This window comes from Burkholderia sp. ABCPW 111, from assembly GCF_000773065.1.
Lineage (GTDB): Bacteria > Pseudomonadota > Gammaproteobacteria > Burkholderiales > Burkholderiaceae > Burkholderia > Burkholderia savannae.
On the sequence record NZ_JPWT01000075.1, the window covers coordinates 14,508 to 27,292 of the forward strand.

Annotated in this window: 11 protein-coding genes; 8 read left to right on the plus strand and 3 right to left on the minus strand. The window is 66.4% G+C overall.

The window, feature by feature from the left end; translation table 11 throughout:
• Positions 1–128: 128 nt before the first annotated feature.
• From rplQ to dsbD, 3 genes are all read left to right on the plus strand, one after another.
• Complete coding sequence (gene rplQ / locus X946_RS16875; RefSeq protein WP_006400638.1) at positions 129–524, plus strand: 50S ribosomal protein L17; 396 nt, start codon at positions 129–131, stop codon at positions 522–524.
• Between the two features lie 157 nt (positions 525–681).
• Entirely contained in the window at positions 682–1,008 is a 327-nt protein-coding gene (cutA, locus tag X946_RS16880; protein ID WP_038749647.1) for a divalent-cation tolerance protein CutA, read from the plus strand.
• The gene (gene dsbD, locus X946_RS16885) at positions 1,001–2,887 is read left to right on the plus strand and encodes a protein-disulfide reductase DsbD (protein ID WP_038749650.1); all 1,887 of its coding nucleotides are present in this window, start codon (positions 1,001–1,003) and stop codon (positions 2,885–2,887) included. Before cutA ends, dsbD begins: the two co-directional genes overlap by 8 nt.
• 162 nt (positions 2,888–3,049) lie before the next feature.
• On the opposite strand, the gene hemB is transcribed toward dsbD, so the two are convergent.
• Together hemB and yihA are read right to left on the minus strand one after the other, a co-directional pair.
• Positions 3,050–4,048 (minus strand): porphobilinogen synthase, encoded by a 999-nt coding sequence (hemB, locus tag X946_RS16890; RefSeq protein ID WP_038749653.1) that lies wholly within the window; start codon positions 4,046–4,048, stop codon positions 3,050–3,052.
• Positions 4,049–4,301: 253 nt separating this feature from the next.
• Positions 4,302–4,961: a ribosome biogenesis GTP-binding protein YihA/YsxC gene (yihA, locus tag X946_RS16895; protein WP_038749656.1), complete on the minus strand. Its 660-nt coding sequence runs from the start codon at positions 4,959–4,961 to the stop codon at positions 4,302–4,304.
• A gap of 215 nt (positions 4,962–5,176) precedes the next feature.
• Here yihA and X946_RS16900 point away from each other — a divergent pair, with 215 nt between their 5' ends.
• The 5 genes from X946_RS16900 (at position 5,177) to msrQ (ending at position 11,218) form a co-directional block, all read left to right on the plus strand.
• The gene (locus X946_RS16900) at positions 5,177–5,824 is read left to right on the plus strand and encodes a c-type cytochrome (RefSeq protein WP_038749659.1); all 648 of its coding nucleotides are present in this window, start codon (positions 5,177–5,179) and stop codon (positions 5,822–5,824) included.
• Between the two features lie 128 nt (positions 5,825–5,952).
• Positions 5,953–8,133, plus strand: coding sequence for a cytochrome c biogenesis protein ResB (locus tag X946_RS16905; protein ID WP_038749661.1), 2,181 nt, complete (start codon positions 5,953–5,955; stop codon positions 8,131–8,133).
• Between the two features lie 4 nt (positions 8,134–8,137).
• Positions 8,138–9,328, plus strand: a complete 1,191-nt coding sequence (gene ccsB, locus X946_RS16910) for a c-type cytochrome biogenesis protein CcsB (RefSeq protein WP_038749664.1) — start codon at positions 8,138–8,140, stop codon at positions 9,326–9,328.
• A gap of 162 nt (positions 9,329–9,490) precedes the next feature.
• Positions 9,491–10,486 (plus strand): protein-methionine-sulfoxide reductase catalytic subunit MsrP, encoded by a 996-nt coding sequence (gene msrP / locus X946_RS16915; RefSeq protein WP_038749667.1) that lies wholly within the window; start codon positions 9,491–9,493, stop codon positions 10,484–10,486.
• 9 nt (positions 10,487–10,495) lie between these two features.
• Positions 10,496–11,218 carry a protein-methionine-sulfoxide reductase heme-binding subunit MsrQ gene (gene msrQ / locus X946_RS16920; RefSeq protein ID WP_038749669.1) on the plus strand — a complete coding sequence of 241 codons (723 nt, stop codon included), beginning with the start codon at positions 10,496–10,498 and terminating at the stop codon, positions 11,216–11,218.
• Between the two features lie 286 nt (positions 11,219–11,504).
• Here the strand turns inward: msrQ and lysA are convergent, their stop codons facing one another.
• Positions 11,505–12,776 (minus strand): diaminopimelate decarboxylase, encoded by a 1,272-nt coding sequence (gene lysA, locus X946_RS16925; protein ID WP_038749672.1) that lies wholly within the window; start codon positions 12,774–12,776, stop codon positions 11,505–11,507.
• Positions 12,777–12,785: the final 9 nt, after the last annotated feature.

The window sequence follows — 12,785 nt, forward strand, 5'->3', positions numbered from 1 at the left end:
CGGTAACTGGTCAAGATGCGGATTTTCTTTTAAAATCCGCATCTTGCTTTTTTTCATACCGGCCCGTGCGCCTGATTTTCTCGCGCGATAGAAGAGCTGGATCAAAACTTTGAATCAAGGAAACTGAAATGCGTCACCGTCATGGTCTGCGGAAACTGAACCGCACGAGCAGCCACCGTCTGGCTATGCTCCGCAACATGTCCAACTCGCTGATCGAGCACGAAGTCATCAAGACGACGCTGCCGAAGGCGAAGGAACTTCGTAAGGTGGTCGAGCCCCTCATCACGCTCGGCAAGAAGCCGTCGCTCGCGAACCGCCGGCTGGCGTTCAACCGCCTGCGCGATCGCGATTCCGTCGCGAAGCTGTTCGACGTGCTCGGCCCGCGCTTCGCGAACCGTCCGGGCGGCTATCTGCGCATCCTGAAGTTCGGTTTCCGCGTCGGCGACAACGCGCCGATGGCGCTCGTCGAGCTGCTCGACCGTCCGGAAGTCGACGAGACCGAAAACGTCCAGGAAGCCGAATAAGCGTCTTCCCGCACGTAGCACGAAGGGCCAAGCAATGCTTGGCCCTTTTTGTTTTCGTTGACCGATTTCGTGCGTCGGATTGACGCGCACGCGCGGCCCACGCGCTCACCCGACGTGCGATACGATATGACGTTTCAACGAGCACACGGAGGCGCGAATGGTGATCGTGATGATGTTGACGACCGTGCCCGACGCCGCCGTCGCCCGCGCGCTCGCCGACGGCGCGCTGTCGGCCCGGCTCGCCGCGTGCGTATCCGAGCTCGGCGCGATCCGTTCGAGCTACCATTGGCAGGGCAAGGTCGAGACGGCCGACGAGATCCAGTTGCTGTTCAAGACGAGCGCCGTGCGGGCGCTCGAGCTCGAACGCTATATCCAGTCGCACCACCCGTACGACGTCCCGGAAATCGTCTCGTGGCAGGCGACGGCGTCCGCCGCCTACGGCCAGTGGGTGGCTACCGAAACTCAGCGTCTATTTCATGTTTAACCGTATTCCGCTTTACGCGCAGTCCCGCCTTTGCTTCCTGCTCGTCGTCGTCGCGCTGCTCGGTGCGCTGCTCGGCGCGTCGTTCGCGGCGCGCGCCGCTGACGACTTCCTCGACCCTTCCGTCGCGTTCAAATTCAGCGCGAGCGAGGCGCCGGGGCAGGTCGACATTCATTTCAAGATTGCCGACGGCTATTACATGTATCGCGAGCGCTTCGCGTTCGCTGTGAAAAGCGGCTCGGCGACGCTCGGCGAGCCGCAATTGCCCGCCGGACACGTGAAGTTCGATCCGACGTTCCAGAAGAACGTCGAGACCTACCGCGGCGACCTGACGATCCATCTGCCCGTCAAGCAGGCGGCGGGGCCGTTCGAGCTGGCGGTGACGTCGCAGGGCTGTGCGGACGAGGGGATCTGCTATCCGCCCGCCGAGCACGTCGCGCGGATCGACGGCGCGGCGCTCGGCGCAGCCGGCGCCCACCCCGTCGCGGCGGCGGCCGGAGCCGATCCGGCCGCCGCCGACGGCGGCAGCTGGTACGAGCGCGTGACGAGTGCCGACTACGCACGTTCGTTGCTCGAAGGCCACGGATTCCTGACGATCGTCGCGCTCTATTTCGTGGCCGGCATGGTGCTGAGCCTGTTGCCGTGCTCGTATCCGATGATCCCGATCTTGTCGGCGATCATCGTCGGCGAAGGCGCGCATGCGACGCGCACGCGCGCGTTTGCGCTATCGCTCACCTATGTGATCGGCATGGCGCTCATCTATACGGCGCTCGGCGTCGCGGCGGCGCTCGTCGGGCAGAGCCTCGGCGCGTGGCTGCAGAATCCGTGGGTGCTCGGCGCGTTCGCGCTGCTCCTCACGGTGTTCGCGCTGCTGCTGATCGGCGGAATCGACATCACGTTGCCGCAGCGCTGGCAGAGCGGCGCCGCGCAGACGACCGGGCCGCGCAAGGGCGGACGCTTCGCGGCCGTCGCGACGATGGGCGCGCTGTCGGCGCTCGTCGTCGGCGCGTGCATGACCGCGCCGCTTTTCGCCGTGCTCGCGTTCATCGCGCACACCGGCAGCGCGTTCCTCGGCGGCGCCGCGCTCTTCTCGATGGGCGTCGGCCTCGGCGTTCCGCTCCTCGTCATCGGGATCGGCGCGGGCACACTGTTGCCGCGCGCCGGCGCGTGGATGGACGGCGTGAAGGTGTTCTTCGGCGTCGTGCTGCTCGCCGCTGCGCTGTGGATCGTCTGGCCGGCGCTGAACGCCGCGTCGCAGCTCGGTCTGGGCGCGTTGTGGCTGCTGATCGCCGCCGCCGCGCTCGGGCTCTTCACGCCGCATTCGGGCTCGTCGTCGATCTGGCGTCGCCTTGGGCGCGGGCTCGGTGCGGCGCTCGCGATCTGGGCCGCGACGCTCCTCGTCGGACTCGCGGCGGGCTCGACCGATCCGCTGCGCCCGCTCGCGGTGCTCGCGGCGCGCGCGGCGCCGGTCGGCGCGGCCGCCGCGAGTGCCGGCTCGGTTGCGCATGAAGGGCCGGCGTTCGCGCCGGTGCGCTCGCTCGCCGAGCTCGACGAGATCGTGAAGACGTCGACGCAGCCGGTAATGCTCGACTTTTATGCGGACTGGTGCGTGAGCTGCAAGGAGATGGAGCATCTGACGTTCAGCGACGCGCGCGTCGGCGCGCGGCTCGCGCAAATGCGTCTCGTGCGCGCGGACGTGACGGCGAACACGCCGGACGATCAGGCGCTCTTGAAGCGCTTCGGCCTGTTCGGACCGCCGGGCATCATCGTGTTCGAGCGGAACGGGCAGGAGCGCGGTCGCGTCGTCGGCTATCAATCCGCCGATCGGTTCCTGCGCAGTCTCGATCGGATGTCGCTGCCGGCTGCGTTGTCGGCGTCGTGACGGAATCGAAGCGGGCCCGGCGAGCGAATGCGCGGCGCGCGCCGCCATCGCCGCCGAAGTCGATCGGGCGCAAATAAAAATGGCGAGGCATCGAGCCTCGCCATTTTCGATTTCGCTATTCGCGCGTTCCGCTTCGCTTGCGCAAACGCCCGCGTCTGACGCTTACTTCTGCGCGCGCAGCAGCCGCGCCGCGTCGAGCGCGAAGTACGTGAGGATGCCGTCCGCGCCCGCTCGCTTGAACGCAAGCAGCGATTCGAGCACGACCTTGTCGTGATCGAGCCAGCCGTTCTGCGCGGCGGCCTTCAGCATCGCGTACTCGCCGCTCACCTGATAGACGTAGGTCGGAAAGCGGAATTCGTCCTTCACGCGGCGCACGATGTCGAGATACGGCATGCCGGGCTTCACCATCACCATGTCCGCGCCTTCGTCGATGTCGAGGCGCACTTCGCGCAACGCTTCGTCGCTGTTGGCGGGGTCCATCTGGTAGGTCATCTTGTTGCTCTTGCCGAGATTCGACGCGGAGCCGACGGCGTCGCGGAACGGGCCGTAGAACGCGGACGCATACTTTGCCGAGTACGCCATGATTCGCGTGTAGATGTGGCCGTCGCTCTCGAGCATCTCGCGCACGGCGCCGATGCGGCCGTCCATCATGTCCGACGGCGCGACGATGTCGACACCCGCTTCCGCCTGCGCGCGCGCCTGCTCGACGAGGATCTCGAGCGTTTCGTCGTTGAGCACGTAACCGGATTCGTCGAGCACGCCGTCCTGGCCGTGGCTCGTATACGGATCGAGCGCGACGTCGGTCAGCACGCCGAGCTCGGGGAAGCGGCGCTTCAGCTCGCGCACCGCGCGCGGGATCAGCCCTTCGGGATTGGTCGCCTCGCGGCCGTCGGGCGTCTTCAACGACGGCTCGATCGCCGGGAAGAGCGACAGGACCGGCACGCCGAGTTCGACGCATTGCTCGGCGACGCCCATCAGCAGATCCACCGACACGCGCTCGACGCCCGGCATCGACGGCACCGGCTGGCGCACGTTCGTGCCTTCGACGACGAACACGGGGTAGATCAGATCGTTCGTGGTGAGGATGTTCTCGCGCATCAGGCGGCGCGAGAAATCGTCGCGGCGCATGCGGCGAGGGCGGTGCAGGGGATGGATGCTCATGGCGGAATGGCTGGGATCTGTGCCCGACGGAACCTTACAGTTCCCTTCGGTAAACTTTTGAGACAATGGTATATGATAGCGATCGAGCAACGCGCACTGCGCAATGCTCCCCGCTTCTCCTCCCTGAGCGGGTGCCTGTCGTTTTTCGATTAGGCTGTTTAACCCGCCGTCAAACGGCGGGTTTTTTTATGGGCCGCACGAATCGAGACATCCGTCAGGTGGGACGTGCGTCACGCAGCACGTCGCGCGATCGTCATTCTGCTACAGCCGCGCGATCTTCGTCGGCGGCCGCGGGCCGCACCCAGCTCTCGATCAGCGCGTGCGCGTCGTCGAGCCCCGTGCGCTTGAGCGCCGAGAAAAGCTGCACCGTCAGCTTGCCTGCGTAACCCGCGTCCCGATACGCGTCGAGCCCCTTTTGCGTCGCACGCAGCGCGTTGATGCTCTCCTGCCGCGTCAATTTGTCGCACTTCGTCAGAAGCGTGTGAATCGGCTTGCCGGTCGGCGCGAACCATTCGATCATCCGGCGATCGAGGTCGGTGAGCGGCCGGCGCGAGTCCATCATCAGGATCATCCCGCGCAACTGCGGGCGCGATTGCAGGTACGTCGACAGCAATTGCTCCCAGTGCGCCTTCGCCGCGCCCGGCACCTCCGCGTAGCCGTAGCCCGGCAGATCGACGAGGTGCGCGACGGGCTCCGCGGCCGGGCCGACCGAGAAATAGTTGATGTGCTGCGTGCGCCCGGGCGTCTTCGACGCGAAAGCGAGCCGCTTCTGATTGCAAAGCACGTTGATCGCCGTCGATTTGCCGGCATTCGAGCGGCCTGCGAACGCGATTTCGGGCTGCGCGGTCGGCGGCAGGTCGCGCAGATGATTGACGGTCGTGAAGAAGCGGGCTTGATGGAGCAAGAAGGCCATGGGACAGGAGGCGACGGGCGGCGTGGGCCGCGCGGTGGAAGGCGGGGAGCCCCGAAGTAGCCCTGATGGGCATCGGGGCTTTCATCGGGGTATTGTACAATACGGCGCATTTGCCGCAGCCGGCGGAAGCTGATGAGCGCGCTTCTACGGTAGACTGGGCGCCGTCGTTTTTTGCAGAACCTCACTACTCCCACAAGACGAAACAAGGTGTGCGAATGAATCGACTGAGCAAGTCTTCGGTGGTGCTTCAGTTCGCAGTAGCAGGGCTCGTTGGTTTCATGGCGGAGGCAAAGGCGGCGGATGCGGCGAAGCCGGATCTCGACCGGGGCAAGGCGATCGCGACGCAGGTGTGCGCGGCGTGCCACGGTGCCGACGGCAACAGCGCGACGGGTTCGTTCCCGAAGCTCGCCGGCCAGCATCCCGATTACCTCGTCAAGCAGTTGCACGATTTCAAGACGCAGCCGGGCGCGAAGGGGCCGGTGCGCGTCAACGCCGTGATGGTCGGATTCGCGAGCGCGTTGAACGATCAGGACGCGCGCAATGTCGCCGCCTATTACGGGTCGCAGTCGGCCAAGCTCGGCGCCGCGCGCGACGCGGCCACAGTGCCCGCCGGGCAGAAGATCTATCGCGGCGGCATCACCGAGAAGGGCGTGCCCGCCTGCGCGAGCTGCCATGGGCCGACGGGACAAGGGATTCCGATCCAGTATCCCCGGTTGTCGGGGCAGTGGGCCGACTACACGGTCGCGCAGCTGACCGCGTTCCAGCAGGGCACGCGCAGCAACGAGGCGATGCATCAGATCGCGCTGCGGCTGACGGACGGCGAGGTCAAGGCCGTCGCCGATTACATCGCCGGCCTGCACTGAGCCGATTTCGGTTCGCGAGCCGAACGAACGAGCCGTCCGCGTGCGCGGCGGCCGCTAGAACAAGAAAAGGGTGGGGCGCCGTCGAAGCACGGCCGCCTTGCCCTTTTTTGCTGTGAGTTGGAGTTTGAATGAGCGTTACCACGTCGGGGTTGCAGTCGAGAGCGGGACAGTCCGCAGTCAAGCGCGCGGTCGAGCTGCTGAGCTCGATGCGTTTTGCGATCGCGCTGCTCGTCGTCCTGTCGATCGCGAGCATCATCGGCACGGTCCTCACGCAGGACGATCCGTACCCTAACTACGTCAACCAGTTCGGCCCGTTCTGGGCGGACATCTTCCGCGCGCTCAGCCTCTACACGGTCTACAGCGCGTGGTGGTTCATGCTGATCCTGATCTTCCTCGTCGCGTCGATCTCGCTGTGCGTGATCCGCAACGCGCCGAAGATGCTCGCCGACGTGAAGAGCTGGAAGGACAAGGTCCGCGAAGGCAGCCTGCGCGCGTTCCACCACAAGGCCGAATTCGCGGTTTCGGGGGATCGCGCGCGCGCGACGCAGACCGTCGCAGCGTTCGTCGCGAAGGCGGGCTACAGGCACGTCGTGCGCGAGTCGGACGGCGCGACGCTCGTCGCCGCGAAGCGCGGCGCGCTGACGAAGTTCGGCTACATCGCCGCGCACCTCGCGATCGTCGTGATCTGCATCGGCGGCCTGCTCGACAGCAACCTGCCGATCAAATTCCAGATGTGGATGTTCGGCAAGAGCCCCGTCAACTCGAGCGCGACGATCAGCGAGATCGGGCCCGAGCACCGGCTGTCCGCGTCGAACCCGACGTTCCGCGGCTACGCATGGGTGCCGGAGGGCCAGTACGTGTCGACCGCGATCCTCAATCAGCCGACCGGCTCGCTGATCCAGGATCTGCCGTTCTCGATCCAGCTCGAGAAATTCATCGTCGACTACTACTCGACCGGCATGCCGAAGCTCTTCGCGAGCGACATCGTCGTCGTCGATCGCGAGACCGGCAAGCGGATTCCCGTGCGCGTCGAGGTCAACAAGCCGTTCACGTACAAGGGCGTGTCGATCTATCAGTCGAGCTTCCAGGACGGCGGCTCGCTGATGGAAATGACCGCGTATCCGATGGCCGGCTCGAGCGCCGCGACGTTCCCGTTCAAGGGCACGATCGGCAATTCGGCGCCGCTGCCGATGGCGGGCGCCGACGGCGAGACCGTCGAGTTCTCCGATTTCCGCGCGATCAACGTCGAGAACGTTACCGACGCGAACGGCAAGACCGACGCGCGCGGCGTCGCGGCGAACCGCTCGATCAAGGAGATCTTCGACGAGCGGCTCGGCTCCGGCGCGAAGACGTCGAAGCCGCTCGAACTGCACAACATCGGGCCGTCGGTCCAGTACAAGGTGCGCGGCAAGGACGGCCAGGCGCGCGAGTTCAACAATTACATGCTGCCCGTCGACATGGGCGGCGATCGCGTGTTCCTCGCCGGCGTGCGCGCGAGCCCGAACGATCCGTTCCGCTATCTGCGGATTCCGGCCGACAGCCGCGACACCGTCGGCGAATGGATGCGGCTGCGCGCGACGCTCGAGGACCCGGCGGCGCGCACCGAGGCGGCGCGGCGCTTCGCGCAGCATTCGCTGAGCGCCGGCGATACCGCGTTGCGCGACCGGCTCGAAGACAGCGCGCAGCGCGTCCTGACCCTTTTCGCCGGCGCGGACGGCGGCATCGGCCGCGGCGCCGACGGCAATCCGGTGGGCGGCTTCCAGGCGGTCGCGACCTTCATCGACCGTTCGGTGCCGAAAGACGAGAAGGAGAAGGCCGCCGCGCTGCTGTTGCGGATGCTCGAGGGCTCGATGTGGGAAGTGTGGCAAATCGCGCGCGAGCGCGCGAGCGAGCCGCCCGTTCAGCAGACGCAGGACACGGTGCGCTTCGTGCAGAACGCGATCAACGCGCTGTCGGACAGTTTCCTGTACGGCGCGCCCGTCTATCTGCAGCTCGATTCGTTCAAGCAGGTGCAGGCGTCGGTGTTCCAGCTGACGCGCGCGCCGGGCAAGAATCTGGTGTATCTTGGCAGCCTGCTGCTCGTCGCCGGCATCTTCGCGATGTTCTACGTGCGCGAGCGACGCCTCTGGTTCTGGCTCAAGGATACGGGCGCGGGCGTCAGCGTGCTGATGGCGATGTCCACCGCGCGCAAGACATTCGACTTCGAAAAGGAATTCGTGCAGACGCGCGACGCGGCCGGCGCCGCGCTCGGCGCGCCGCCTGCCTCCCGCGCGCCCGACAGCGCCGGTTCCAAGGACTCGACTCGGTAACATCATGGATCTGACCCAAGTTTCGCCATCCCGCGCGCCGCGCGCTTCCGACGCGGCCGGGCGGGCGCTCTTCGACGATCGGCCGTTCCTGCGCCGCCTGTCGCTCGTCGACTGGCTGTTCGCACTGGCGCTCGTGGCGGGCGCGGGCTTCGCGCTCGCGCAGTACCACGCGCACATGGATTACTACGACAAGGCCGTGCTGATCTGCACCGTGCCCGCGCTCGTCGCGCTCGGCTGGCGCTGGAAGCCCGCGCGGCTTCTGATGGCCGCGATCGCCGCGCTGTCGCTGCTGTCGTTGCAGATCTATCACGGCGATCTCGCGCGCGCCGATTCGGCATTCCTGCTCAAGTACTTCCTGTCGAGCCAGTCGGCGATCCTCTGGATGAGCGCGCTCTTCGTGCTCGCGACCCTCTTCTACTGGATCGGCATGCTGTCGCGCTCCGAATCGGGCGGCGCGATCGGCCAGAAGCTCACGTGGGTCGCCGTGCTGATGGGCTTCACGGGCTTGATGGTGCGCTGGTACGAGTCGTATCTGATCGGCTCGGACGTCGGCCACATTCCGGTGTCGAACCTGTACGAAGTCTTCGTGCTGTTCAGCCTCATCACCGCGCTCCTCTATCTGTACTACGAAGGGCACTACGGCACGCGCGCGTTGGGCGCGTTCGTGCTGCTCGTGATCAGCGCGGCCGTCGGCTTCCTGATGTGGTACTCGATCGCGCGCGACGCGCAGCAGATTCAGCCGCTCGTTCCCGCGCTGCAGAGCTGGTGGATGAAGATTCACGTGCCCGCGAACTTCATCGGCTACGGCAGCTTCGCGCTGTCCGCGATGGTCGCGGTCGCGTATCTGGTGAAGGAGCGCGGCGTGCTCGCCGATCGGCTGCCGGCGCTCGAGGTGCTCGACGACGTGATGTACAAGTCGATCGCGGTGGGCTTCGCGTTCTTCACGATCGCGACGATTCTCGGCGCGCTGTGGGCGGCCGAGGCTTGGGGCGGCTACTGGAGCTGGGACCCGAAGGAAACCTGGGCGCTCATCGTGTGGCTGAATTACGCAGCGTGGCTGCACATGCGTCTGATGAAAGGGCTGCGCGGCACGGTCGCCGCGTGGTGGGCGCTGACGGGCCTGCTCGTCACGACGTTCGCGTTCCTCGGCGTCAACATGTTCCTGTCCGGCCTGCACAGTTACGGCAAGCTGTAAGATCCGCGCCGCTCGAACGACTAATAACCGCCGACGCACTGCGTGCTCGGCGGTTTTTTCTTGTACCGTCCGTTTAGCGCTAAGCTGTCGAAACGGTCGGTGCGGAACTGGGTCCAAGGTTTGTCGGGGCGCGCGCTCCGACTGGCAGAACGGAGCATCGACATGTTGATCAAGAAGACGCTGCGCGCCATGCTTGCGGGCGACGACATCCCGCGCAGCGAAATCACGCCGCAAGCGGTGTTCGAGAACCGCCGGCGCATCCTGCAGGCGGCGGGCGCCGCCGCGGCGGGCGGGCTGGTCGGCGCGCACCGGCTCGCGCTCGCCGCGTACACGTCCCCGGAGCCGAAGGCGCGCAAGCTCGCCGCGCCGACCAATCCGAAGTTCGTCGTCCCGGAGAAGGTGACGTCGTTCAAGGACATCACGACCTACAACAACTTCTACGAATTCGGCACCGACAAGGGCGATCCGTCGCGCTACGCCGGCACGCTGCGGCCGCGTCCGTGGCGCGTGTCGGTCGAGGGCGAGATCAGGAATCCGAAGGTGTACGACATCGACGAGCTGCTGAAGCTCGCGCCGCTCGAAGAGCGCGTGTACCGGCTGCGCTGCGTCGAAGGCTGGTCGATGGTGATTCCGTGGATCGGCTTTCCGCTCGCCGAGCTCGTCAAGCGCGTCGAGCCGACCGGCAACGCGAAATACGTGCAGTTCGTCACGCTCGCGGACCCGTCGCAGATGCCGGGGCTGTCCGCGCCGATCCTCGACTGGCCGTATTCGGAAGGACTGCGGATGGACGAGGCGATGAACCCGCTGACGCTGCTCACGATGGGCGTCTACGGCCAGGTGCTGCCGAATCAGAACGGCGCGCCCGTGCGGGTGATCGTGCCGTGGAAATACGGCTTCAAGAGCGCGAAGTCGATCGTGAAGATCCGTTTCGTCGACCGGCAGCCGCCGACGAGCTGGAACACGTACGCGCCGAACGAATACGGCTTCTATTCGAACGTCAATCCGAATGTCGACCACCCGCGCTGGAGCCAGGCGAGCGAGCGGCGCATCGGCGAGGACGGCTTCTTCACGCCGAAGCGCAAGACGCTGATGTTCAACGGCTACGGCGATTGGGTCGCGTCGATGTATCGCGGCATGGATCTGAAGAAATATTTCTGAGTACGGCGAATGGAGAACGACATGCAACCCACGACATTCGCCGGGACGACCGCGAACGCCGGCGCGCCGGGGCGCGCGCCGCGCCGTGACGCCGGCCGCGCGGGCGGCGCGCCGCGCTGGCTTGCGCCCGTGAAGATCGCCGTATTCGTCGCATCGCTGTACCCGCTCGCGCGCATCGTGTTCTTCGGGATGACCGACCGGCTCGGCGCGAATCCGATCGAATTCATCACGCGCTCGACGGGGCTCTGGACGCTCGTGTTCCTGTGCATCACGCTCGCCGTCACGCCGCTGCGGCGTCTGACGGGCGTCAACGCGCTGCTGCGGCTGCGGCGCATGCTCGGGCTTTACGCGTTCTTCTACGCAGTGCTGCACTTTACGACCTACGTTTGGTTCGACAAGTGGTTCGACGTGATGGACATCGCGAAGGACGTCGTCAAGCGCCCGTTCGTCACGGTCGGCTTCGCCGCGTTCATGCTGCTGATTCCGCTTGCCGCGACATCTCCGCGCGCGATCGCGAGGCGGCTCGGCCGGCACTGGCAGACGCTGCACAAGGCGATTTACGCGATCGCCGCGTTCGGCATCCTGCATTTCTGGTGGATGAAGGCGGGCAAGCACGATCTCGTGCTGCCGAAGCTGTACGGCGCGATCGTGCTCGTGCTGCTCGGCTGGCGCGTGGCCGTGTGGGCGCGGCAGCGGTGGCGTGGGGCCCGGGTGGGCGGGCGCGTGTCGTAAGCGAGACTTGCTCGGCGCGCGGGATTCGCGATTCGCGCGAGCGCCGTGGGCGGGATCGCGCGGCGCGCAAAAAGAAAGGCGATGTCCGGTTGGACATCGCCTTTTCCGATCGGGCCCGACAGGCCGCGGGCTTGGCGATTCAGCGAAGCGCCGAAGCTACGATTGGCCGAAGTGCCGAAGTGCCGAAGTGCCGAAGTGCCGAAGTGCCGAAGTGCCGAAGTGCCGAAGTGCCGAAGCGCCGAAGTGTCGAAGTGTCGAAGTGCCGCGCGAGCGAGCCGGTTCTCGATTACTGGCCGTCGGGCAAGACCGCCTCGCGCTCGAACAGGCTTTCGATCGTTTCGCGCGGACGCACCAGATAGGCGTTCACGCCGTCGACGATCACTTCGGCCGCGCGCGGCCGCGTGTTGTAGTTCGAGCTCATCGTGAAGCCGTACGCGCCCGCCGAGCGGATCGCGAGCAGATCGCCCGGCGCGATCGCGAGCGAGCGCTCGCGCCCGAGCCAGTCGCCGCTTTCGCAGACGGGGCCGACGATGTCGTACACCGCCGCCGCTACGTCCGTGCGCGGCTTCACCGGCTCGATCGCGTGAAACGCCTCGTACATCGCCGGACGCGCGAGATCGTTCATCGCCGCGTCGACGATCGCGAAGTTCTTCTCTTCGCCTTGCTTCAGGAATTCGACACGCGTGAGCAGAATGCCGGCGTTGCCGGTCAGCGAGCGGCCCGGCTCGAACCAGATTTCGCGATGGCCGTGGCCGCGCGCGTCGATGCGCTCGAGCACCGCGCGCACGTAAGCGCCGATGTCGGGCGGCGTTTCGGCGTCGTACGTGATGCCGAGCCCGCCGCCGACGTCGACGTGACGGATCTTCACGCCGTCCGCCTCGATCTGCTCCACGAGGTCGAGCAGCTTGTCGATCGCGTCGAGGTACGGGCTCAGTTCGGTGATCTGCGAGCCGATGTGGCAATCGATGCCGACGACGTCGAGGTTCGGCAGCGCGGCCGCCGCGCGGTACGTCGCGCGCGCGTCGTCGAACGCGATGCCGAACTTGTTCGCCTTGAGCCCTGTCGAGATGTACGGATGCGTCTTCGGATCGACGTCCGGATTCACGCGCAGCGACACGGGCGCGCGCTTGCCGAGCGACGCCGCGACCGCGTTCAGCCGGTCGAGCTCCGGAATCGATTCGACGTTGAAGCACTTGACGCCCGCTTCGAGCGCAGCGCGCATCTCGTCCGCGCTCTTGCCGACGCCCGAGAACACGACATCCTGTGCGCGGCCGCCTGCGGCGAGCACGCGGGCGAGTTCGCCGCCCGACACGATGTCGAAGCCCGCGCCGAGCCGCGCGAACACGTTCAGCACGCCGAGATTGCTGTTCGCCTTCACGGCGACGTGAATCGACGCGCGGCGGCCCGCGCAGGCTTTCGCGTAAGCCTCGTAGGCGGCCGTCAGCGCGGCGCGCGAATAGACGAAGAGCGGGGTGCCGAAACGCTCGGCGAGGTCGGCGGCGCGGACGCGCTCGGCGTGGAGCGCGCCGTCGACATAGTCAAATGCAGCTTGAGTCATTTAGGATCG